Below are 16,829 nucleotides of genomic sequence, written 5' to 3' on the forward strand. Positions count from 1 at the left end.
ATACTCCTATTCAGAGCCTGCATCCACCTGCGCACACGCACCCTGGTCTGCACCTTCATCGTCTTCACGACAACCTCGTCCCCTCGGCAGCGGTTTGTAGGTTCACGACAGTCTCACAGCCACCGCACCCGTGGTCGACCACCGAGGTCCCGGGCGGCAACCATGTACCGGCCGGCGTCCATTGAGTGGTCGTTCTCCTTCACGGGCTCTTCCTTCAGCCCGGTCTGGTTGCCGGGCTTGACGGCCCAGACATAGCCGAGTGCCTCCTCGGCGAGGCCGATGGGGAGGGCGGCGGCGTCCATCTCGGGGTCGCGTTCGAGGAGCGCGTCGCGGAAGACGTACAGGCGGGCGCGCCCGTCACCCTGGGCCTTGAGGCGGGCGCCGAAGGCCTGGATGCCGTCGCTGACGGTCTTGTGGGCGGACTGGGTGCCCATGCCGAGCTTGCGTTCCAGGGTGGCGCGGTCTTCGGCGTCGTGGTCGGTGATGATGGCGCGCGGCCGCGGGTGCCCGGCGAGCAGCCGGTCACGGATGACGGTGGCGTGGTCCTCGACGAGCATGCGGGTGCGCACCCACTCCCGGACCAGGTACAGCCGACCGTCCGGGTCCTCCGCCCACAGCTGGGCGACGAAGGGGTTCGTGAAGCCGAAGTCGACGGTGACCCACCTGACCCAGTTCTCGGGGATGTCGAACGGGTCGATGACGTGGACGGCGTCGGACCAGCCCTCGTAGACGAGGCCTTCGGCGGCGGCCCAGATGCCGTCTCGGAAGCGCAGCCTGCGGACGCCGGTAAGGGCGTCGAGCTTGGCCATGTAGTCCACGCCCCGCTCCGTCAACGTCCCGTCCGCGTTGACGTAGAGGGGGTTGTCGCGGTGCAGGGAGTGCAGCATGCGCATGGTGCCGTCGTCGCACCGCTGCTTGATCCAGTGCTTCGGATGGTCCGGGTTACACGCCAGGATGATCTGCCGGTACGTGTCCGCGTTCCCTCGCAGACGGGTGATCAGGGTCTCCAGGGCCTTGAGGCTGATCTGCGTGGCCTCGTCGATGTAGATCCGCGAAAACTCGGTGCTGAGGAACTTCTCTGGCCGGTCGAGCCCGCCGACGAGGATCTCCGCCCCGTTGGCGAACTGATAGGCGGCCGGCTTCCGCGGGGACCCGCCGAACCACTTCACGACGCCCTCGGCGAGCGCGGCGGTGGCGACCTGCTGCTCGAACGTCACCAGCGTGCTGCCGGTCAGTGAGGCGTGGGTCTGCCGGACGATCAGGCTGCGGCAGTTCGGCACCATCAGCGACGTGTAGAAGGCCTTCTGGAGCATCGCCAGCGACTTGCCGGTACCGGCAGGGCCGGCGATGCAGATCTCCTGATCGCGCGCGGACAGCAGGGTCTTGGCGCCGCCGCGCGGCTCGTATCGCACGACTGTCGCGGTCACACGAGGTCCTGCGGGTCGACCCCCACGATCTCGAACTTCACGCCACCGGAGTGCTCCACCTTGGCCGGCTGCTTGAGGCCGTGCAGGTTCTGGTACTGGTCGCGGATGCGGAGCGCGGTCTGAATGGCCTGAAGGCGGGGCCCGTCGTCCGGGAGCGGCCGTCCGTCCTCGCCGCAGACGACCTGCCCGTGCGAGACAACGACGTGGTTCCGTTCGATGATCTCCAGGGCCATGACGTAGAGGGCGTCGAGTTGCTCCGACTCGGTCTGCCGCAGCTTGGTCACGGCTGGCGTGGCGACGTCGCGCTTCGCGGATTGGATGCCGCGCCAGGCCTGGCTGCGGTCGTAGTAGCCGAACCGGTCCGCGATCTCCTGGTAGGTACAGCGGTGGGTGGCCCAGTACTCGGCCGCCTCGGCGTCGCGGCGGACGTTGTCCATGCTGCGGACGAAGCGGTTCCTGCCGTCGCGGGGGCGTTCGAGGTGGTCGTGGGAGCTTTCCGGCTCGGGCTGTTCGTCGGCGGCCACGGCTGCTCCCCCTTCTGCTGCTGCTCGTGTGGTTACTGGATGACGTGGTTTGATGGTAACGATGCGTGCAACCGGGGTGGCGGCTCAGAGGGCGCGCGCAGGGAGAAGCCCCTACCTCCGAGGGCGTCGGGGGTAGGGGCTTCGGCCATGCCAGGGGTCAGGGCTGGATGTCGTCCAGGCCGTAGATCTTGTCCAGCGTGCGGGCCGCGCCGGTGAACGTTTGCTTGTATTCGGCGCACGCGGTCTGACAGTTGTCCAGCAGGTGACCTGCCCCGACCTGAGTGAGGCCGCCACTGCTGGCCTTGACCAGGGCCTCGGCTGCGTCGTCGCGGCTGATGTTGCCTGCGTCGACTGCTCGGCCGTACTGCTCGATGTCGTCTGCGAGTGCCATAGGTCCAGTGTCCTCGATTCGGTGGCGGTGGGTTGAGCATATGGCGGGGGTCAAACAGCGAGAGGGCTGATCGTCTGGGACTGTCCGAGCGGCGCCAGCTGCGCGTTGGTGGCAACGTGCACGCGAGGCCCGCTGTCGTCCTGGAAGTGGATGCCGCCGTCGCGGTGCACGCCGAGGACGAGGCCGGTCTTGGTGAAGACGACGCGGGGGCCGGCGGTGCGGCGGATGGTGATGCGGTCACCTGCGGTGGGGGTGTACGGGGTCATGGCGGCCTCCTAGGCGGCGAGGAGCATGCGGGCAGCGAGCTGGTGGTGTTGGTCAGGTGCGGGTGCGGCGTCGACGGTCCTGCTCGCGCATGCACTCGCGGCAACGCCGCTTTCCGTTGGCGTACCGGTAGGTGTTCTCAGCGGCGTACTCGTGCCCTGCGCGACAGTGGGTCCGAGGGGCGGCGGGCGGCCGTTCCGCGCGCTCTCGGGCCGTGCGCTCCTGCCGGTACTCCTGCATGCAGGCTCGGCACTCTCGGCGGCCGTCGGGCTTCAGATAGGTGTTCTCCGGGGTGAACTCGTGGCCGCGCTTGCACTGCGTCTTCCTGACGCGAGGCTTTCGGCCCGGCGGCTTGGGGGCGGCCCGCTTGATGTCGCCTCGCAGGATGTTCTCGCGGTTGGTGACGAGTTCGAGGTGTTCGATGTTGGCGCATGCGCGGTTGCGGCAGCGGTGGTCAAGGACTGCGCGGTCGCCGTCGATGCGCTTGGGGATCGGTCCGTGGTGCGCCTCATAGACGATGCGGTGCACGTAGTAGTTGGCGCCATTGATCCGGATGTTCCCGTACCCGGCGGCCGTCGTGGACCCGGTCCAGGTGAGGCACGGTGTTGCAAAGCCAGTGTCCTCGATGACGACGCGGGCCGCGTGTTGCTCAGAGAGGCCCAGGATCTGGTTCGGCATGGCGTGCTCTCTACTCAGGCGGCCAGCGCGAGGCGGGCAGCGACGACCTTGTAAGCGGGCTTGCGGGGGCGGTAGATGACGGCGATCGCGGCGACCTCGGCCGGGGTGTAGCGGGTGCACTGGCGGGCGCGGCCCTTGGTGTAGGAGACGCCCGCGACGCCCTGCGCTCCGGCCTTGGCCGCGTTCTTGCGGAGGCTGCTGGCGACGGTGCGGGCTTCCTTGATGCCGAGGCCGGCGGCCACGCAGTGGGTCGTGAGGGTGGCGGCGCCATCGCGGCGGATCTTGGCGGCGGCGCGCTGGGTGCGGGTGCGGGTCTTGAGGGTCTGGCGGCGGGTGCGGTTGGCGGCGATCATCTGGTCCCCCTCATTGCTGGTGTACGTACACCGTAGCGCGAGGTGTACGTACACCGCAAGGGGTTGGAGGCTATCGGTGTCCGTACACCCGCGATACCGTGGACCCCATGCCGAACGCCCCGAAGACCAAGCACCGATCGGTGCGCATCGAAGATCAGGACTGGGCTGACCTCGCCGCGCGAGCGCCCGGCGGCGACCGCGCGGCCGTCATCAAGGACCTGGTGCGCTGGTACCTGCGGCGACCGGACGCCGACCTGCCGGAGCGCCCGGCGAGCAGCGAGGAGAAGACCGCATGACCTACCGCCGCACCGCAGCCGCGCGCCAGCAGGAACGAGAGGCGACCGAACGACGCATGCGCCGCATGTTCTTGATCGGCCTCATCGCTCCGTGTGTGGCCTTCACGGTCGCCGCGCTACTCATCCGGCCGAGCACCCTGCTCCAGTGGTTCGTTGCAGCACTGACCGTCCCCGCTGCTTCGACGGCTGTCGCCGTGGTCTACATCGTCCGCTCACGCCGGGAGGAGAAGACCGCATGAGCCAGCTGCCGCAGGGCGAGGTCGACTGCCCCCACTGCCACGCCACAGAGGTGACGCAGGACGTCCGCGTCATCGTCGGCCGCGCGGACGGCACGACCGTCGCGATCCGGCATACGAAGGACTGCGTCGACTACCCGCCCGAGCCGGTGCGCCCGGACGAGGAGCCCGGCACATGAGCCTGGCCGCGCGTCTGCGCCGTCTGTTTCGTCGCGGGGGCGGTTCGACGCCCGAGCCCCTGCCGCTCCGCCCGGGCGAGGAGCGAGTCACCCTGTCGCCCGGCTGGAACGGGCCCACGATGGAGACCTCGGCGACCTACACCGGGCGCGGCCTGAACACCTACCGCAAGCCCACCGCATGACGACGGCCCCGCCCGGGATCCGGTGCGGGGCCGCTGCGTGTCCGCCTACTTCACGAACTGCCACTCCGCCGGCTCGTCCAGCACGTCCGGCGAGTACAACACCCGCTCCGGGCGGCCTTCCTTCGGTACTTGGAACAGGACGTTGCCGCGTACGCAGTCGCCGTTCTTCACCTTGGCCTCCAGGGGGTATAGGGGCTGAGGCAGTTCGTTGCCGGTCATGTGGGTGGCTTCGACGCGGGCGCCGTCCGTGTAGGCGAGCGACCACGGGAACGGGGTCACGGTGATGGGCTCGGGGTCCTTGTTGCAGACCTTGATCTCAAGCGCGGCCCACTTCTGATCCGCGTTCAGCAGTTCCGCCACGTCCGGGATCCCGCTGTCCTTGTACCTGACCGTCGTGGCGGTGAACTTGCCCTCGGCGTTGATGTTGGCCGTGTCGCCGAGCTTCAGCGTCTCCTGGCTCGGCGACGGTGACGGGCTCGGCGTGCTGCTGGTGGCCGGTGGCGTGTCGGTCGCCTTGGCCACGGTCGGCTCGTCCGAGGATGAGCAGCCGGTGATGAGGCCGGCGAGCAGCAGGCATGCGGTGATGGTGGTGCGGTGGCGCAAGGTGTCCCCCCAGGTGGTGTGTGCTGGGGTGCATGATGCGCCCGTATGAAGGCATGGTGAAGGCGCCGTTCCTGATCTGTAACCCGAATCCACCCGAACCGGTAGCCCCACCCTGCCGGTAACGGCACACTCGGCTCATGGCGATCAGGGCGAGCGTGCAGGCGGACAGCGAAGACGAATGCGTCGAGGGCCTGGCCCAGCTGGTCGACGCCGGGTTCGTGCCCATCATGATGCCCCGGTACATGACCGACGGCCGATGGCTCGCCCGCGCCGTCCCCGCCCCGCGCCAGGCGCGCAACACGGAGCCGGCCGACCGGTAGCCGCGCATGCGAAAGCCCCCACTGCCCTGGGGGGGATGGCAGTGGGGGCGTGCGCGGTGCGTCGCGGTTCTCAGTGTCGCAGCGCTGTCAACTCGCCTCGTCCTGCTGAGGCGTACCCGGCACCGGCTTGTCCGGCTCCGGGAAGTGCCCGCCCCTGCTGGCTTGGTAGGTCGTCTCGTGGCCGGCGAGGCGCGGGTCGTCGGGCTCTGGGGTCTTGCTCCAGCCGAGTGCCATGATGGCGTCTCCGTCTCCTTGGTGGGATGGGCAACCGGGGCGTGGCCGCGCTCTTCTTGGCGGATGGGAGCGGCCCGCCCCGGGGTCATGTGGCTCAGCGGCCCCAGCAGTTCGACAGGACCGCAGCAAGCAGGAACAGCGCGAACAGCCACGACCCCGACGGCAGGCAGCCGTCCCCACGCGCCTCGTCGTGCACTGGGCGGACGCCGTCCCCCGCGGCCGGCGCCAGCCCTCCGTGCGTGTGGCGGCGGTGCTCGACGAGTTCGTCCTCGGCGTCGACACGGCGGGGGCGTCTCTGTGGGGAGACGGCCGCGCACTGCCGGCACCAGTACTCGTAGGGCATCGCGGGGTCCTTCCGGGTGGGGCTATTCGGTGGGCGTAGCAGGCGTAGCTACGTCTGTAGGAGCGGCTGCTACATCGCTGGTCAGGGCCGTAGTAGCGGGGTTGCTACGCGTCTTGGAGAGGGGCTCGGGCGGGGCCGGGGAGCGGGCCTTCAGCCAGGCCTCCAGGTCGTCCCGGTGCACCCCCTGGTTGACCCTCCCGGCGGCGTCCCGGACGGAGGCCCGGATGGGGATCTGGCGGCGGGTGAGTCCGGCCCTCACGTCGGCCGTGGTGCAGGCGGTGTCGAGGCCGGTCTCGTGGAGCCACTCGACGACCCGCTTCAGGTGCACGCCGGGGGCGTCGCCGATGAGGTCCCACACCATGCCCGGGAAGGGGTCCTCGGGCGAGGCTGGGGGCGTCTCCTCCCCTGCCTCCTCGACCGCGGTCTCGTTGGGGGCGTGCATCCACGCCGCGGCGCACCAGGCGGCGAGCACCCAGGCGATCGCTGTGCGGTACCTGAACAGGGCGAACACGGCGATCGCCCCTACGCCGAGCACCGTCTTCCAGCCGAACCGGCCGACGAGGCGCAGCAAGAGCGCGCGGGAGCCCGCGCCGAGCGGCCCCAGCAGGGCCAGCACGGCGCGGACGCGGTCGGCAGCGGCACGCATCAGGACACCTGCTGCCCGAGGTTGGCGATGCTCTCCGACACCGTGCCCCAGATACCGCCCGCCCCGGAGGCGGCGTACCAGAAGACCAGGCCGAGGAGCGTGACCTGCTCCTTCGTCAGCTTCTTGAACAGGATGATGATCGCCAGCGTGAGCGTCACGGCGGGCATGGTGACGCCGGGGACGATGCTCTGCGCGACGTTGAGGAGGGAGCCGACCAGGTCCGGGACGATCTTGAACACGCCGCCGGCCGCGGCGTACGACGATCCGGCGAGCATGCCGAGGATGAGGCAGGGCCACCAGCCGAGGGGTTTGACCTTGCCTCCGCCCTTGATGCCGACGAGGAGCAGCACCGTGAGGGCGACGGCCAGGCCGACGATGCCGAGATTGCCGAACACGCTGGTCACGACGGGTCCTTACTGGGTGGGGGCGTACAGCAGCACGCCAGCGACGACGGATGAGGCGGGGACGGCGGCGAGCCACGCGACGGGCCACCACCAGCGGCGGGTGCGCCGGTAGACGAGGACGGTGGCGCCGGCGGCCGCGTACCAGAACAGGGCCTGCGGGCCGACGAGGCCGGTGCCGGCGATCCAGCCGGTGACGTAGGTGGACCAGTCGACGAGACCGACCGTCCACCCGAGGTACGCGGCCGACGCGTGGTAGGCGAGCCACTTCACCCGGGGCGGGATGCGGTCGTACGCGTCGAGGAGGGACTGCCGAGGACTGCCCAGGGTGAGCGGGGCGTGCCGCGCCTGGCCGCTCCTCTTGCGGAGCTTCGGGGACTTGGACTTGGTCTTCTCGACCGGCTCGGGCCGCAGATGCCGTTCCGGCTGGGGCAGTGCGGGCTCGGCGGCCGGCTCGGGCGCGGGCCGGGCGGGTGCGTTGTACTCGGCGAGGTCGTCGAACCAGTCCCTCGACCGGGCCGTCGGCTGGCGCGGCACGGACGGCGGAGTGCTGTCGGGGCCGACGCCGCGGGTCTTGAGGATGCTGCGGATGCGGAGCTCGTCCGCGCCGGGGCGGGTGTCGCTCATGACGCCTTCCCTTCGATGCGAGTCCGTGTCCGTCGGACGGTGTCGGCGGAGACGTCCTGTCCGTGGATCTTGCGGACGTAGGACAGGACCGCGCCCTTGTCCGTGATGCCGGACGCGAGGGCTGTCCGGATGGTGTCCGCGACGGTCTGTCCGGGCGGGGCGATCGGACGGACGGGGCGGACGCGGGGGCGCTGTGACCTGCTGTCCTTCGTGTCCGGGCGGCTGTCCGTGTCCTCGTCGAGGACGTCGCGGACGGTGTCCGTGTCCGTGTCGATCCCCGCGGCGGACAGCTGGTCGACGATGTCCTCAGCGTCCGCGTCCGGCATGGTCTTGGCAGCGGCGAGGACAGCGGAACGGACGGTCGCGGAGTGCCGCTTGTCCGGCCTCGTGTCCGTGTCCGGCGCGGCGAGCTCGTGTCCGGTCTGGACAGGGTCGAGGAGGTCGAGGCGGACACCGACCGCGGCGCGCAACGTCTCCCACGACCGGCCCGGGTACATGACCCAGCCGAGGAGCGGGATATGCGGGAGCCGCTCGGCGATGAGGCCGCGGGCCGCACGCTGCTCGTCGCGGATGTCACGGCGGTGGAGTTCGAAGAGCAGCTCCACACCGGCGGAGAGGGACGCGAACCCGGCCGCCGCGGGCATGCCGCCGATGTCGTAGCCGTGGTTCCAGTTGAGGACACCGGCGACGGCGACGAACGCGACGAGCGCGAGGCGTGCGAGGCCTGCGGGGGTGCCTCGTTCGACGGCGCGGCGGGCGTAGGTGGCGCAGATGAGACCGGCCGCGTCGAACATGACGGACAGGGCCCAGGCGAGCCACTCCTTCATGCCCCAGTCCATGAGCTGGCCGGAGAGGGACCAGGCGCCGGCGGCGAGGAGCATGCCGAGGACGAGGGCCCAGGCGAGGCGGATGGGCTGGGAGAGTCTGCGGCCGGTGGCGCGGGGCGTGTTCACTGTGCTCCTCCGGGAGCGGGGAGGTGGCCGGGCCGCGCTGGGGGTTGTACGCGGCCCGGCCGGTCTGCGGGGTGGTTACCAGGTGGTGCGGCGCCAGCCGCCCTTGCGGTCGCGCTGCCGGTCGCGCTCTTCCCAGGCTTGGCCTTGGGCGGCGGCCTTGCCGATGCCGCGGCGGTGGCCTTGACGTCGTTGCCGCGCGGCCTTGTCGGTGGCGGACTCGCGGCCGGCGTACTTCGTCTCGGCGCGTTGGCGGTCGTCGCCGAGGACCTTGTCGAACCAGCCCATCAGACGCCTCCGCCTTGGGTGCCGGTGCCGTGGCAGGGGGTGCAGGTGTGCCAGGTCTGGACGGTCTTGCCGTCGTGGCTGGTGTCGACCGTGCGGCCCTTGGCGCCGCCGCAGCTGGTGCAGGTGCGCGGGCCGGCCGTCTGCTGCTGGCTCATTGCGTGGCCTCCGGCCTGGGGAGGGCGCGGCACGTCTCGGCGTGGGCTTGGGCGTCCTGCCGGGCGTACTGCTCGCTGCCCCAGCCGATGCGGAAGCCGCAGCCGGTGCAGTCCGCGCCGTCGACGTGGCCGGGCTTGGACTCGTCGGCCTTCAGGTCGACGGTGGCGCCGCCGACGGTGAGGTAGCGGGCGATGACGCCCTCGGGCCACGCGGCCGGGGCGGTGGTCTGCTGCTCGCTCATTGGCCGGCTCCCTGCTGCGGGAAGGGGTGCTCGGCGAGGTGCGCTTGGAGGGTGCGGCCTTGGGCGGCTTGGGCGGGGTGGCGGAGGGTGCGGCACAGGTTGCAGCCCCGTGCCGTGTGGGGGGTGGGCTGTTGTTGCGGCTGGTCGGTACGCTCGGGCATGCCTGCCTCTTCGTGGTGTTGTAGGTGGGCGCCCCCGGCCCATATGGCGTTCCAGCGCCGGGCCGGGGGCTTTGTGCGTTAGCAGCGCGGGCTGCTTCCCATGACTGTACGGGGCCCCGTACACTCAGGGCAAGCGGCCCGCCCAAAGAGATGTGAGGCCGGGTGTGACCGAGGAGGCTCAGCGCGTGATCGACGCCATGAACGCCCTGGAGGCGATGACGGATCCGCTGGAGCGCGCCAAGGCGATCGGCGAGGTGATGGCCGATCAGGCGAAGCGCGGAAAGCGGTGGCGCGAGATGCGCCGCAAGGTGGTGTTGGAGATGCGCGCGCAGAAGCCGCCGGTCTCGTATCGGAAGATCGCCGACGCGCTGGGGATCGGTCTGGCTACGGTGCAGGACATCGAGCGCGGCTACACGGGATCAGGGAAGGACCGGCCGCGAGCGAAGGGCGACGAGGCGGAGGGCTGACGTCGCCCCGAGACACAGCTGCGCCCCCGGCCGTCGTGACCCGGTCCGGGGGCGCTGTGCTGTGCAAGCGCCGCCCGGAACGCCAGAGCAGTGACAGAGACGGGCGGCAGGGTCAGCGTCGCACGCCTGTCAAACAGGGCGCCGACGCGACAGCACGTACACGCCGGGCTGGCCTTGAGATGCGGGCGGGGCGGGCAGGTGGGCGGGGCGCTGGTAGCGGTGGCGGCGCATGATCTGCCGCCACGCGCGGCCGGCGTGCGGGTAGGGGTGGTGGGTCATGATCCAGAGCATGGCAGAGATCACGGCTCGTCTGGCCACGCCGTCAACACGGTGCCCGTGTCCTCGTCGACGAGGGTGATGCGGGCCCCGGATCTGCCCCAGTCGCCGACCCAGTCCCGGAACCGGTCGCGCGCCACAGTCTCACGCCCCCACCAGCCGTGCATCGCCGGGCGGCCGTCGCGCGACAGGGTGAGGTGGTAGCGCTCGGGGTTCATGCGAGGCGGATTCCTCGCGCCCGGTGCGGCTCGCGCACGATGGCGCCCTTCGTCTCCAGCTCCCGCAGCTGGTAGTGCACGGTCGACGCGGCCATGCCTACCGCGGTGGCGATCTCGGCGACGGTCGGGGCTTCACCCTGGTCGGTGATGGCCGTGCGGATGCAGCGCAGGATCTGCTCCTGTCTGTCGGTGAGGTACTCGACCCGATGTCTGGCCATGACCCCGATGGGATCACGTGTTCGATTTTTGGTGCAAGCTGAAGGGGTGACCGATCTGCCGCCCGACCTGCCGCGACTCCGCACCCTGGAGACGTGGCTTGCCCTCGCCCTCGACGAGGTACGGCACGCGATCGCGGCAGCCGAGCAGCGGGAGGCCGAGCGGCAGCACGGCCTGGAACGCCAGCCGCCCCCGCCCGACTGGCTCCTCGAACTCGGCCTCAACAGGGACGCGCCGCCCGTACAGGTGCACGTCGGCGGCTGCTGGAACAGCGGGAAGCGCACGCGCGGCATCAGCCGCGACGAGGCGCTCCGGGCGCTCGCCGACGGGGTCAAAGCCTGCGGGGCATGCCGGCCGGACTCGGAACTGGGATACCTGGACGCTTAACTCACCGAACCCGCTTTGCTCAAACCAGGCGGAATCCCCTACAGGTGCAGTACGGTTCTCGGACCATCGACATCGGGGGGTTTCGTGGCCTGTCTCGTGGTCGTTCTCGCCTGGCTCGCCTTCGGATTAGCCGGCCTCGGCATCTCCTCACTCGGCGGCGTCATTCCGCCCCTCGCTGGCCCGCTGCACTTCACCGGAGTGGCCATCGCGTTCCTGGGCTACCCGGCCATGTACGTCGCCAGGAGGTACTACCTCAGCAGCCTGCACGGTTGCTCAAAGTGCTTTGGCGAGAAGTACATCACTCACCAGTCCCTAGACACCCAAAGAATCATGACCTTCACGTGCCCCCGCTGCAAGGGCTCCGGGCGAGAACCGACCTTTAGGCGGCACTAGTCGTCCGCCGCTCAAGCAGGAGTTGGAGGCCCGGCTGGAGCACCAACTGACCATGGCCTTCCCCGAGCAGGCTTCGGTTGAAGACGTTGTACCACTGAAGCCCCGCCGAGACGGGGGGCCCGGCGGGCCATACAGCCAGTGTGGCACGACCTCCTGACAGGATGGCCGGGTTCCGCGTACCGTGGCCGCACCGATCTGGGGAGGCATCATGGACGACGACACCACCTGGGGCTAGGCCCCGGACAGCAAGGCGCCCCCGCAGCCGAAGCTGCGGGGGCGTTCGCGTGTTCAGAGCCCGATGTCTTCGCTGGCCGCGTCGGTCCACTTGTCGGCTTCGCGGATGTAGCCCCAGAAGGCCGGCGAGTTCTCGGCGTGCCCGGACTGTTCGCGGATCTTCTCTTCGCGCTTCCCGGCCCGGCGGCTGGTGGTGATGAACCCGGCCCGCATCGAGTGTCCGGTGAGCCTGACCGTGAGTCCGGCGCGTTCGGCGTTGCGGGCGATGATCTCGCGGACGGCTTCAGGTGAGAGGGCACGGTCGCCGAGGCGGCCGTGGACGGTGATGGGCAGGAAAGCGGGCCCCGACGTGATGCCTGCGGCGGCGCGCCAGGTGAGCCAGGCGCGGACGGGGCAGGTGTCGGGGTTCTTGCCGTAGCCGACGACGACGTCCCGGGGCGGGCGGCCTTCACGGCGGGGACGTTGACTTTGAGCCCTTGGCTGCTAAGCGCTCTTCGACTTCCTCGGCTTGGTCTTCCGTGCCGTCTTCTTGGCGGGCTGCTTCTTCGCAGTCTTCTTCTTCGGCATCTCGTGGACGTCGGCGTCCTCGCCACGGGAGGCTTTGGCCTTCTGTACGGACTCCTCTAGCGCGGCCATGAGGTCGACCAGCTGGCCCGGCTTCTCCTCGGGTTCTTCCAGCTTCGGTGGCTCGCGGTGCTCCCGCTTGGCCTCGATGATCTGCTCCACCGCCTCGGTGTATGCGTCCCGGAACTCGGGATCGTCGAGGTCGTCGCGGCTCATGCTGTCCATGAGCGTGAGGGCGCCCTCGATCTCCTCGTCGGTCAGCTCGACGGGCGGGGGCAGGAGCTCCTCCGGGGATCTGATCTCGTCGGGCCAGCGCATGGCGTGCAGCACGATGACGTCGTCCCGCACCCGCAGCAGGCCGAGCCGCTCCCGACCTGACCAGGCGTACTTCGCGACGGCTACCTTCGAGGAGCGGGCGAGGGCCATGGCGAGGAGCTTGTACGGCTTCGCGGCAACCTGCTCCTTCGGTTCGAGGTAGTAGCCCTCGCCGATCCGGATCGGGTCCACGGAGTCCAGCGGTACGAACGCGACGATCTCGATGGCCTTCGCCGTCGGCAGCGGCAGGTCGCGGAGCTCGTCGTCGCTGATCGGGATGACCTGCTCCTTGGTGAGCTGGTAGCCCTTGCCGATCTCGTCGGTGCGGACCTCGCGGTCCTCGACCTCGCAGTACTTCCGGACCCGGACCCGGCCCATGTCCTCGAGGTGGTACTGGTGGAAGCGGATCGAGTGGTCCTCGGTCGCCGACTGCACGTTGATCGGGACGGTGACGAGACCGAAGCTAATGGCGCCTGACCACACGGTTCGGGGCATGGGAGACCTCCGCAGTAGCCCCGAGCAGGGCCAGCCTACGACAAGAACACCAATACCTCACATGGGGCGAATAGGGCGAATAGGTGGACTGGGGTGAGGAACACGACACAAGCACCCCTCACCCCAAACGGAGGCACAATGATCATCAAGAAGATGCACGAGATGGGCGTCCGCAGCGAACACGCCTACATCGCCGCCTTCGCCTCCATCGGCCTAACCGTCGTAGCGTGGGCCGCCAGCCTCAACGCCGAACCCGGCACCGGCGTCGCACGCGCCGACCGCTGGGGCATCTTCGTCGGCGAATGGGCACCCACCTTCTTCGGCCTCGGCCTCGCCCTGTCCCACTACGAACAGCACGACGGCACCCTCACCGCCACCGTCCACGAACTCCGCGAGCAGAAGGCAAGCTGATCCCCGACAAGGCTCGCCCGCCCCTTGGCCCAGGGGCGGGCGTCTCATGCCAGACGGCTGATGCTGGCATGCAGGTTCCACCGCTCGCATGCACCCTGGCGTCATGGCTTCCGCTCGCCCTGTCGTCGTATACCCGCCCGATGAGGACGGCGGCCGGCGCGTGCGCATGGACAGTGAGATCGCGGGCCGGGCGTACAACCTGCCGGACGTCGTCGAGTTCCTGCGGCGGGCCGGGGTCGAGGAGGTCAACGAGGTGTGGGTTCGCCGGTCGTCGCTGATCGAGTGGCGGGGTGGAGGGCCGGACGTGTGGGAGCACTGACCTCTACGGCTGGTTGCCGCGGTAGAACGGGGAGCTGGGGCAGGTGCGGCTCGTGCAGATGACCTTCTCGTTGTCCGGGTCGGTGGGTTCGGCGTAGCGACGCAGGCCCCAGCATCCGCAGGTGGGGCACGGTTCTTGCGGGCCGTCTTTGGTCTGGTTCATGAAGGCCATGAACGAGCGGTCCATCAGTCACTGCTCCTCGTCGTCGACCAGGCCCCGGTGCCGTTGCTCGCGCGTCCACTGGTCGAGGCGAGCCACGATCTCGGCGTCGGTCTTCTGCTCGTTGTCGGGGGTGCGTTCGATGATGGCGATGACGCGGCGGTCTCCGTCTTCGTGGGTGACCATGCGGTACTTGGAGCCGGGCATGGGTGCCTCCCTGGTGCCTTGAGGGTTCAGGGTGCGGCTGCGACGGTTTCAGGTCAATGGGGCCGACATCTTTCGGTGCGGTCGGCTGGGGCGTAGCGTCGGTGGTCACTTGGGGGTGCGTGGCCCGTCGACGGTAGGGGTACCTGTCGGCGGGCCTCGCGCTGTCTGAACGCGGCAGCGCCCCGCTCGGGGGTGGTGAGCGGGGCGGGGGTTGGCGATCGTGCCGTGGTGGGCCAGCCATCGCCTCTGGGCGCACTACGCGCGCCAGCGTCTCCCCACCGGACGGGTTCAGGATGCCACGGGCGTCAAGCCGGGTTCACTTCCCGATGTTGATCTTCTCGTTGTCGAGGAGCGCGGTGTGCGTGGCCGCCGTGATGATCAGCAGGACCATCAGGAAGCCGGGCACCGGGCTGGTGTCGTTCGGGTCGGGGCTGATCGCGAAGGCGATGGAGAAGATCGCGATCTCCCCGACGATGTAGGCGCCGGCCAGCCACGGCTTCACCACGCCCTTCACCGCCGCGACGACGAACGGCACGGCGGCGGCCAGTCCGGCGCTGACGATCGGCACGAGCGTCCAGATGACCTTGGCCAGGGTGGACGCGAACATGCGGGGTCGGGCGGGCGGGTTGTACGGGGCGTTGATGTAGGGGCTGGCCATGGGTTCTCCCGTTGTTGTGGTGGCGTGGGGGAAGTGTGCTGTGGGGGTAAGTGGTTGTCATGCGGTTCGGGCGGATTGACGCCTACGAGTGACCGGCAGGGGCAGCGCGGGCGGTCCGGCCTTGTACATCGGGCAGCGCCGCAGCTCCGGTTCGAGGATCGCGAGTGCCCGCTCGATGGGCGTCGGCTCCTTGGGTTCCCAGTCAGCGAGGCCGCGGGGCTCGCCCGTGCCGTTGCCGGTGATGAGCAGCCGGTCGGCTTCCGCGTAGGCCTCGGCGAAGATCCGCTGGAAGTAGGCGCGGACGTGGGCGCTGAACTCCTCGTACTCGTCGCAGGTCTCCTGCGGGTGGTGGACGTGTCGGCCGCTGTCGCAGGCGGGCACGTACTGGATCAGCTTCCGGACGGTCAGCTCGTCAGGCACGGGGCTGCTCCTTGATCCAGGTGGCGGGTGTGAGGGTGAGGCGGCCGTCGTCGAGCCGGTCCCACCAGTACGGCCGGTGGAACAGCCAGACGACGCGCAGGGCGTCAGGGTCACGGATCACGACGGCTCCTCGGTGATGGGCCACCAGCGGCAGCCGACGTCGTCCGCGTGGCTGCCGGTGTGGCCGGGGCGCAGCACGCATTCGGTGCGCGGGGTGGTGAGGGCGGTCTCGGGCGACAGGTGGCCGCAGTGCTCGCGGGGCAAGGGGGCGCCGGTCCAGAACGAGGCGAGCGACTTGCGGACTACGTCCGATACCGCGTCGTCGGTCGCTTGGGTCGCTGCCGTGCCCGACGCGGGCTGCTGGCCCTCGACGGCGAGGAGCACCTTCTGAGGGCTCAGGTCGGACCACCCTTGGATGGCCCACCCGGCGACGGCCCGTACCCGGGCGATGGCAGCCTCGGCGCGTGCGGCTCGGGTGGTCGCCGAGGCGAGCGCTTCCCGCGCGGTGGCCAACTGCCGTTGCGACTCCGTCTCCTCGGCCGCTTCGAGCCGCTCGTACAGCTGGTCGAGTTGGTCGCTGGTGAGGTCGTCGAGGCGGATCCGGTCGGTCATGCGGTGCTGCTCCTGGGGGTCTTGCGGGGGCAGGTGGGGTCGTGGTCGGTGCCTGCGGTGGCGGCCCATGCGTCGCAGCACCAGCCGGCCATGGCGACGGCTACGACTCCGTCGTGGAGTGGTGCGGGTGGTCCGGTGGGGACGAAGACGATGCGGATGCGGGCGGTGCGGTGGCCGGCCCACCAGCCTGCGGAGGCGGCGAGGGTGCCGGTGAGGATCAGGTACGGGATCACGGTGCGCCTCCTGCTGCTTGGCGGCCGGTGTCGCGGAGGCCGGTGACGAGTTCTTCGAGGTGGTCGAGGGGGATTCGGACGGGGACGCGGGCGTAGGTGCCGCGGGCCCACAGGGTGACGGTCTGTTGGCCGTTGAGGTCGGTGTCGGGTTGCAGTTCGAGGTGGTGGCCGCTGGTGTCGGTGTATCGGAAGGTCACGGCTGCACCTCCGGGTCGATGAGGTCGGCGAGTGCACGGCCGGTCTCGTAGTCCCAGCTCGCTCCGGGGCCGCGTTCCAGGGCGGCTCGCTGCTGCTCGGCGAGCTGGTGTGCGTGGTCACGTAGGACGGTGCGCGCGGCGTGTTCGGCCTGCTCGGGTGTGTGGGCGACGGAGAGTAGGCCGATGAGGATGGCTTCGATGTTCGTCACGGTCTGCTCCTGCGTGCGAGGTTGCGGAGGGCGCGCTGCCCAGCCGAGGGCGAGCAGGGCGGCGGAGATGAATGGGGCGCAGACGATGCCGATGCCGAGGCCGCCCATCACGCCTCCTCGTAGGTGAGTGGTTGGCTGTGGACCCAGAGGGGTCGAGGGGCTGTGTGCCCGTCTGCGGGGCTGTGAGGGGCTGTTGCGACGCGAGAGTCGCGCGAGGCCCTGTGAGGCGCCCACAGCCTCCGCCACGCCCCACGACGAGGGCGGGGCGGGGTGACGCCTTGGTGGCCGCACAGCAGCGCAGCAGACGCGACCACCAGAGCGAGGTACGCGACGATGGCC

General features: G+C 70.0%; 40 protein-coding genes. 9 read left to right on the top strand and 31 right to left on the bottom strand.

The features are described from left to right. Positions 1-113: 113 nt before the first annotated feature. The 6 genes from MQE23_RS08425 to MQE23_RS08450 all read right to left on the bottom strand — a co-directional run bounded on the left by MQE23_RS08425 (position 114) and on the right by MQE23_RS08450 (position 3,637). On the bottom strand, positions 114-1,427 hold the full coding sequence (locus MQE23_RS08425; protein ID WP_243378727.1) for a phage terminase large subunit: 1,314 nt from the start codon (positions 1,425-1,427) through the stop codon (positions 114-116). Further along, positions 1,424-1,951 carry a hypothetical protein gene (locus MQE23_RS08430; RefSeq protein ID WP_243378728.1) on the bottom strand — a complete coding sequence of 176 codons (528 nt, stop codon included), beginning with the start codon at positions 1,949-1,951 and terminating at the stop codon, positions 1,424-1,426. Before MQE23_RS08430 ends, MQE23_RS08425 begins: the two co-directional genes overlap by 4 nt. A 157-nt stretch (positions 1,952-2,108) precedes the next feature. Continuing rightward, positions 2,109-2,342 carry a hypothetical protein gene (locus tag MQE23_RS08435; protein ID WP_243378729.1) on the bottom strand — a complete coding sequence of 78 codons (234 nt, stop codon included), beginning with the start codon at positions 2,340-2,342 and terminating at the stop codon, positions 2,109-2,111. Positions 2,343-2,392: 50 nt separating this feature from the next. Beyond that, positions 2,393-2,608 carry a hypothetical protein gene (locus MQE23_RS08440; protein WP_243378730.1) on the bottom strand — a complete coding sequence of 72 codons (216 nt, stop codon included), beginning with the start codon at positions 2,606-2,608 and terminating at the stop codon, positions 2,393-2,395. A 52-nt stretch (positions 2,609-2,660) separates the two neighbouring features. Then, entirely contained in the window at positions 2,661-3,284 is a 624-nt protein-coding gene (locus MQE23_RS08445) for an HNH endonuclease signature motif containing protein (protein WP_243378731.1), read from the bottom strand. A gap of 14 nt (positions 3,285-3,298) precedes the next feature. Further along, positions 3,299-3,637: a hypothetical protein gene (locus MQE23_RS08450; RefSeq protein WP_243378732.1), complete on the bottom strand. Its 339-nt coding sequence runs from the start codon at positions 3,635-3,637 to the stop codon at positions 3,299-3,301. 107 nt (positions 3,638-3,744) lie between these two features. Between MQE23_RS08450 and MQE23_RS08455 the strand changes: the two genes are divergently transcribed. From MQE23_RS08455 to MQE23_RS08470, 4 genes are read left to right on the top strand one after another with little or no spacing between them, the layout of a single operon-like run. Further along, positions 3,745-3,933 carry a hypothetical protein gene (locus MQE23_RS08455; protein WP_243378733.1) on the top strand — a complete coding sequence of 63 codons (189 nt, stop codon included), beginning with the start codon at positions 3,745-3,747 and terminating at the stop codon, positions 3,931-3,933. Further along, on the top strand, positions 3,930-4,172 hold the full coding sequence (locus MQE23_RS08460) for a hypothetical protein (RefSeq protein WP_243378734.1): 243 nt from the start codon (positions 3,930-3,932) through the stop codon (positions 4,170-4,172). Before MQE23_RS08455 ends, MQE23_RS08460 begins: the two co-directional genes overlap by 4 nt. Continuing rightward, on the top strand, positions 4,169-4,348 hold the full coding sequence (locus tag MQE23_RS08465) for a hypothetical protein (protein WP_243378735.1): 180 nt from the start codon (positions 4,169-4,171) through the stop codon (positions 4,346-4,348). Before MQE23_RS08460 ends, MQE23_RS08465 begins: the two co-directional genes overlap by 4 nt. Next, the gene (locus tag MQE23_RS08470) at positions 4,345-4,530 is read left to right on the top strand and encodes a hypothetical protein (RefSeq protein ID WP_243378736.1); all 186 of its coding nucleotides are present in this window, start codon (positions 4,345-4,347) and stop codon (positions 4,528-4,530) included. Before MQE23_RS08465 ends, MQE23_RS08470 begins: the two co-directional genes overlap by 4 nt. Positions 4,531-4,575: 45 nt before the next feature. On the opposite strand, the gene MQE23_RS08475 is transcribed toward MQE23_RS08470, so the two are convergent. Beyond that, entirely contained in the window at positions 4,576-5,133 is a 558-nt protein-coding gene (locus MQE23_RS08475; protein ID WP_243378737.1) for a DUF4352 domain-containing protein, read from the bottom strand. A gap of 137 nt (positions 5,134-5,270) precedes the next feature. Between MQE23_RS08475 and MQE23_RS08480 the strand changes: the two genes are divergently transcribed. Next, a complete protein-coding gene (locus MQE23_RS08480; RefSeq protein WP_243378738.1) occupies positions 5,271-5,453 on the top strand; it encodes a hypothetical protein in 183 nt (60 codons plus the stop codon). An 87-nt stretch (positions 5,454-5,540) separates the two neighbouring features. On the opposite strand, the gene MQE23_RS08485 is transcribed toward MQE23_RS08480, so the two are convergent. The 10 genes from MQE23_RS08485 to MQE23_RS08530 all read right to left on the bottom strand — a co-directional run bounded on the left by MQE23_RS08485 (position 5,541) and on the right by MQE23_RS08530 (position 9,500). Then, positions 5,541-5,687: a hypothetical protein gene (locus MQE23_RS08485; RefSeq protein WP_243378739.1), complete on the bottom strand. Its 147-nt coding sequence runs from the start codon at positions 5,685-5,687 to the stop codon at positions 5,541-5,543. A 94-nt stretch (positions 5,688-5,781) separates the two neighbouring features. Beyond that, positions 5,782-6,030 (bottom strand): hypothetical protein, encoded by a 249-nt coding sequence (locus MQE23_RS08490; RefSeq protein WP_243378740.1) that lies wholly within the window; start codon positions 6,028-6,030, stop codon positions 5,782-5,784. 22 nt (positions 6,031-6,052) lie between these two features. Continuing rightward, complete coding sequence (locus MQE23_RS08495; protein ID WP_243378741.1) at positions 6,053-6,676, bottom strand: hypothetical protein; 624 nt, start codon at positions 6,674-6,676, stop codon at positions 6,053-6,055. After that, entirely contained in the window at positions 6,676-7,080 is a 405-nt protein-coding gene (locus tag MQE23_RS08500; RefSeq protein ID WP_243378742.1) for a hypothetical protein, read from the bottom strand. The genes MQE23_RS08495 and MQE23_RS08500 overlap by 1 nt, the downstream gene beginning before the upstream one ends. Positions 7,081-7,089: 9 nt before the next feature. After that, the gene (locus tag MQE23_RS08505) at positions 7,090-7,704 is read right to left on the bottom strand and encodes a hypothetical protein (RefSeq protein WP_243378743.1); all 615 of its coding nucleotides are present in this window, start codon (positions 7,702-7,704) and stop codon (positions 7,090-7,092) included. After that, positions 7,701-8,657, bottom strand: coding sequence for a DUF2637 domain-containing protein (locus MQE23_RS08510; protein WP_243378744.1), 957 nt, complete (start codon positions 8,655-8,657; stop codon positions 7,701-7,703). Before MQE23_RS08510 ends, MQE23_RS08505 begins: the two co-directional genes overlap by 4 nt. A 75-nt stretch (positions 8,658-8,732) precedes the next feature. Next, the gene (locus MQE23_RS08515; protein ID WP_243378745.1) at positions 8,733-8,942 is read right to left on the bottom strand and encodes a hypothetical protein; all 210 of its coding nucleotides are present in this window, start codon (positions 8,940-8,942) and stop codon (positions 8,733-8,735) included. Continuing rightward, positions 8,942-9,097, bottom strand: a complete 156-nt coding sequence (locus MQE23_RS08520) for a hypothetical protein (protein WP_243378746.1) — start codon at positions 9,095-9,097, stop codon at positions 8,942-8,944. The genes MQE23_RS08515 and MQE23_RS08520 overlap by 1 nt, the downstream gene beginning before the upstream one ends. Then, a complete protein-coding gene (locus tag MQE23_RS08525) occupies positions 9,094-9,339 on the bottom strand; it encodes a hypothetical protein (protein WP_243378747.1) in 246 nt (81 codons plus the stop codon). The genes MQE23_RS08520 and MQE23_RS08525 overlap by 4 nt, the downstream gene beginning before the upstream one ends. Beyond that, positions 9,336-9,500: a hypothetical protein gene (locus MQE23_RS08530; protein ID WP_243378748.1), complete on the bottom strand. Its 165-nt coding sequence runs from the start codon at positions 9,498-9,500 to the stop codon at positions 9,336-9,338. The genes MQE23_RS08525 and MQE23_RS08530 overlap by 4 nt, the downstream gene beginning before the upstream one ends. Before the next feature lie 185 nt (positions 9,501-9,685). Between MQE23_RS08530 and MQE23_RS08535 the strand changes: the two genes are divergently transcribed. Further along, positions 9,686-9,967, top strand: a complete 282-nt coding sequence (locus MQE23_RS08535; RefSeq protein WP_243378749.1) for a helix-turn-helix domain-containing protein — start codon at positions 9,686-9,688, stop codon at positions 9,965-9,967. A gap of 129 nt (positions 9,968-10,096) precedes the next feature. Here MQE23_RS08535 and MQE23_RS08540 read toward each other — a convergent pair whose 3' ends face one another. The 3 genes from MQE23_RS08540 to MQE23_RS08550 are packed head-to-tail and all read right to left on the bottom strand — an operon-like array spanning position 10,097 to position 10,679. Next, positions 10,097-10,246 carry a hypothetical protein gene (locus MQE23_RS08540; protein WP_243378750.1) on the bottom strand — a complete coding sequence of 50 codons (150 nt, stop codon included), beginning with the start codon at positions 10,244-10,246 and terminating at the stop codon, positions 10,097-10,099. 20 nt (positions 10,247-10,266) lie between these two features. Next, a complete protein-coding gene (locus MQE23_RS08545; protein ID WP_243378751.1) occupies positions 10,267-10,461 on the bottom strand; it encodes a hypothetical protein in 195 nt (64 codons plus the stop codon). Continuing rightward, positions 10,458-10,679, bottom strand: coding sequence for a MarR family transcriptional regulator (locus MQE23_RS08550; RefSeq protein WP_243378752.1), 222 nt, complete (start codon positions 10,677-10,679; stop codon positions 10,458-10,460). The genes MQE23_RS08545 and MQE23_RS08550 overlap by 4 nt, the downstream gene beginning before the upstream one ends. Positions 10,680-10,725: 46 nt before the next feature. Here MQE23_RS08550 and MQE23_RS08555 point away from each other — a divergent pair, with 46 nt between their 5' ends. Next, positions 10,726-11,064 carry a DUF6233 domain-containing protein gene (locus MQE23_RS08555; protein ID WP_243378753.1) on the top strand — a complete coding sequence of 113 codons (339 nt, stop codon included), beginning with the start codon at positions 10,726-10,728 and terminating at the stop codon, positions 11,062-11,064. A 681-nt stretch (positions 11,065-11,745) separates the two neighbouring features. On the opposite strand, the gene MQE23_RS08560 is transcribed toward MQE23_RS08555, so the two are convergent. Both MQE23_RS08560 and MQE23_RS08565 read right to left on the bottom strand, forming a co-directional pair. After that, positions 11,746-11,904 carry a hypothetical protein gene (locus MQE23_RS08560; protein WP_243378754.1) on the bottom strand — a complete coding sequence of 53 codons (159 nt, stop codon included), beginning with the start codon at positions 11,902-11,904 and terminating at the stop codon, positions 11,746-11,748. A gap of 270 nt (positions 11,905-12,174) precedes the next feature. Next, a complete protein-coding gene (locus tag MQE23_RS08565; protein WP_243378755.1) occupies positions 12,175-13,065 on the bottom strand; it encodes a Ku protein in 891 nt (296 codons plus the stop codon). Positions 13,066-13,203: 138 nt separating this feature from the next. Here MQE23_RS08565 and MQE23_RS08570 point away from each other — a divergent pair, with 138 nt between their 5' ends. Both MQE23_RS08570 and MQE23_RS08575 read left to right on the top strand, forming a co-directional pair. Beyond that, positions 13,204-13,476, top strand: coding sequence for a hypothetical protein (locus MQE23_RS08570; protein ID WP_243378756.1), 273 nt, complete (start codon positions 13,204-13,206; stop codon positions 13,474-13,476). Between the two features lie 103 nt (positions 13,477-13,579). Beyond that, a complete protein-coding gene (locus MQE23_RS08575) occupies positions 13,580-13,795 on the top strand; it encodes a hypothetical protein (protein WP_243378757.1) in 216 nt (71 codons plus the stop codon). Between the two features lie 3 nt (positions 13,796-13,798). On the opposite strand, the gene MQE23_RS08580 is transcribed toward MQE23_RS08575, so the two are convergent. The 9 genes from MQE23_RS08580 to MQE23_RS08615 form a co-directional block, all read right to left on the bottom strand. Then, positions 13,799-13,981 (bottom strand): hypothetical protein, encoded by a 183-nt coding sequence (locus MQE23_RS08580; protein WP_243378758.1) that lies wholly within the window; start codon positions 13,979-13,981, stop codon positions 13,799-13,801. A gap of 3 nt (positions 13,982-13,984) precedes the next feature. Beyond that, positions 13,985-14,161, bottom strand: coding sequence for a hypothetical protein (locus tag MQE23_RS08585; RefSeq protein WP_243378759.1), 177 nt, complete (start codon positions 14,159-14,161; stop codon positions 13,985-13,987). Positions 14,162-14,477: 316 nt separating this feature from the next. Then, the gene (locus MQE23_RS08590) at positions 14,478-14,819 is read right to left on the bottom strand and encodes a hypothetical protein (protein WP_243378760.1); all 342 of its coding nucleotides are present in this window, start codon (positions 14,817-14,819) and stop codon (positions 14,478-14,480) included. 57 nt (positions 14,820-14,876) lie between these two features. Next, entirely contained in the window at positions 14,877-15,239 is a 363-nt protein-coding gene (locus tag MQE23_RS08595) for a hypothetical protein (protein WP_243378761.1), read from the bottom strand. Then, the gene (locus MQE23_RS43505) at positions 15,232-15,360 is read right to left on the bottom strand and encodes a hypothetical protein (RefSeq protein WP_279345137.1); all 129 of its coding nucleotides are present in this window, start codon (positions 15,358-15,360) and stop codon (positions 15,232-15,234) included. The genes MQE23_RS08595 and MQE23_RS43505 overlap by 8 nt, the downstream gene beginning before the upstream one ends. Then, entirely contained in the window at positions 15,357-15,851 is a 495-nt protein-coding gene (locus tag MQE23_RS08600) for a hypothetical protein (RefSeq protein WP_243378762.1), read from the bottom strand. Before MQE23_RS08600 ends, MQE23_RS43505 begins: the two co-directional genes overlap by 4 nt. Continuing rightward, a complete protein-coding gene (locus tag MQE23_RS08605) occupies positions 15,848-16,084 on the bottom strand; it encodes a hypothetical protein (protein WP_243378763.1) in 237 nt (78 codons plus the stop codon). Before MQE23_RS08605 ends, MQE23_RS08600 begins: the two co-directional genes overlap by 4 nt. Next, positions 16,081-16,281 (bottom strand): hypothetical protein, encoded by a 201-nt coding sequence (locus MQE23_RS08610; RefSeq protein ID WP_243378764.1) that lies wholly within the window; start codon positions 16,279-16,281, stop codon positions 16,081-16,083. The genes MQE23_RS08605 and MQE23_RS08610 overlap by 4 nt, the downstream gene beginning before the upstream one ends. Next, entirely contained in the window at positions 16,278-16,598 is a 321-nt protein-coding gene (locus tag MQE23_RS08615) for a hypothetical protein (RefSeq protein ID WP_243378765.1), read from the bottom strand. Before MQE23_RS08615 ends, MQE23_RS08610 begins: the two co-directional genes overlap by 4 nt. Between the last annotated feature and the right edge of the window lie 231 nt (positions 16,599-16,829).

The organism is Streptomyces sp. HP-A2021 (assembly GCF_022807935.1).
Classification (GTDB): Bacteria; Actinomycetota; Actinomycetes; order Streptomycetales; family Streptomycetaceae; genus Streptomyces; species Streptomyces afghaniensis.

Coding starts and splice junctions, on each gene's coding strand:
- MQE23_RS08545 (WP_243378751.1), bottom strand. CDS start 10,461: ATGAACCCCGAGCGCTACCACCTCACCCTGTCGCGCGACGGCCGCCCG.
- MQE23_RS08440 (WP_243378730.1), bottom strand. CDS start 2,608: ATGACCCCGTACACCCCCACCGCAGGTGACCGCATCACCATCCGCCGC.
- MQE23_RS08465 (WP_243378735.1), top strand. CDS start 4,169: ATGAGCCAGCTGCCGCAGGGCGAGGTCGACTGCCCCCACTGCCACGCC.
- MQE23_RS08515 (WP_243378745.1), bottom strand. CDS start 8,942: ATGGGCTGGTTCGACAAGGTCCTCGGCGACGACCGCCAACGCGCCGAG.
- MQE23_RS08615 (WP_243378765.1), bottom strand. CDS start 16,598: ATGGGCGGCCTCGGCATCGGCATCGTCTGCGCCCCATTCATCTCCGCC.
- MQE23_RS08570 (WP_243378756.1), top strand. CDS start 13,204: ATGATCATCAAGAAGATGCACGAGATGGGCGTCCGCAGCGAACACGCC.
- MQE23_RS08575 (WP_243378757.1), top strand. CDS start 13,580: ATGGCTTCCGCTCGCCCTGTCGTCGTATACCCGCCCGATGAGGACGGC.
- MQE23_RS08585 (WP_243378759.1), bottom strand. CDS start 14,161: ATGCCCGGCTCCAAGTACCGCATGGTCACCCACGAAGACGGAGACCGC.
- MQE23_RS08530 (WP_243378748.1), bottom strand. CDS start 9,500: ATGCCCGAGCGTACCGACCAGCCGCAACAACAGCCCACCCCCCACACG.
- MQE23_RS08520 (WP_243378746.1), bottom strand. CDS start 9,097: ATGAGCCAGCAGCAGACGGCCGGCCCGCGCACCTGCACCAGCTGCGGC.
- MQE23_RS08505 (WP_243378743.1), bottom strand. CDS start 7,704: ATGAGCGACACCCGCCCCGGCGCGGACGAGCTCCGCATCCGCAGCATC.
- MQE23_RS08460 (WP_243378734.1), top strand. CDS start 3,930: ATGACCTACCGCCGCACCGCAGCCGCGCGCCAGCAGGAACGAGAGGCG.
- MQE23_RS08565 (WP_243378755.1), bottom strand. CDS start 13,065: ATGCCCCGAACCGTGTGGTCAGGCGCCATTAGCTTCGGTCTCGTCACC.
- MQE23_RS08445 (WP_243378731.1), bottom strand. CDS start 3,284: ATGCCGAACCAGATCCTGGGCCTCTCTGAGCAACACGCGGCCCGCGTC.
- MQE23_RS08470 (WP_243378736.1), top strand. CDS start 4,345: ATGAGCCTGGCCGCGCGTCTGCGCCGTCTGTTTCGTCGCGGGGGCGGT.
- MQE23_RS08540 (WP_243378750.1), bottom strand. CDS start 10,246: ATGACCCACCACCCCTACCCGCACGCCGGCCGCGCGTGGCGGCAGATC.
- MQE23_RS08455 (WP_243378733.1), top strand. CDS start 3,745: ATGCCGAACGCCCCGAAGACCAAGCACCGATCGGTGCGCATCGAAGAT.
- MQE23_RS08490 (WP_243378740.1), bottom strand. CDS start 6,030: ATGCCCTACGAGTACTGGTGCCGGCAGTGCGCGGCCGTCTCCCCACAG.
- MQE23_RS08450 (WP_243378732.1), bottom strand. CDS start 3,637: ATGATCGCCGCCAACCGCACCCGCCGCCAGACCCTCAAGACCCGCACC.
- MQE23_RS08590 (WP_243378760.1), bottom strand. CDS start 14,819: ATGGCCAGCCCCTACATCAACGCCCCGTACAACCCGCCCGCCCGACCC.
- MQE23_RS08550 (WP_243378752.1), bottom strand. CDS start 10,679: ATGGCCAGACATCGGGTCGAGTACCTCACCGACAGACAGGAGCAGATC.
- MQE23_RS08580 (WP_243378758.1), bottom strand. CDS start 13,981: ATGGACCGCTCGTTCATGGCCTTCATGAACCAGACCAAAGACGGCCCG.
- MQE23_RS08480 (WP_243378738.1), top strand. CDS start 5,271: ATGGCGATCAGGGCGAGCGTGCAGGCGGACAGCGAAGACGAATGCGTC.
- MQE23_RS08525 (WP_243378747.1), bottom strand. CDS start 9,339: ATGAGCGAGCAGCAGACCACCGCCCCGGCCGCGTGGCCCGAGGGCGTC.
- MQE23_RS08600 (WP_243378762.1), bottom strand. CDS start 15,851: ATGACCGACCGGATCCGCCTCGACGACCTCACCAGCGACCAACTCGAC.
- MQE23_RS08435 (WP_243378729.1), bottom strand. CDS start 2,342: ATGGCACTCGCAGACGACATCGAGCAGTACGGCCGAGCAGTCGACGCA.
- MQE23_RS08560 (WP_243378754.1), bottom strand. CDS start 11,904: ATGCGGGCCGGGTTCATCACCACCAGCCGCCGGGCCGGGAAGCGCGAA.
- MQE23_RS08495 (WP_243378741.1), bottom strand. CDS start 6,676: ATGCGTGCCGCTGCCGACCGCGTCCGCGCCGTGCTGGCCCTGCTGGGG.
- MQE23_RS08485 (WP_243378739.1), bottom strand. CDS start 5,687: ATGGCACTCGGCTGGAGCAAGACCCCAGAGCCCGACGACCCGCGCCTC.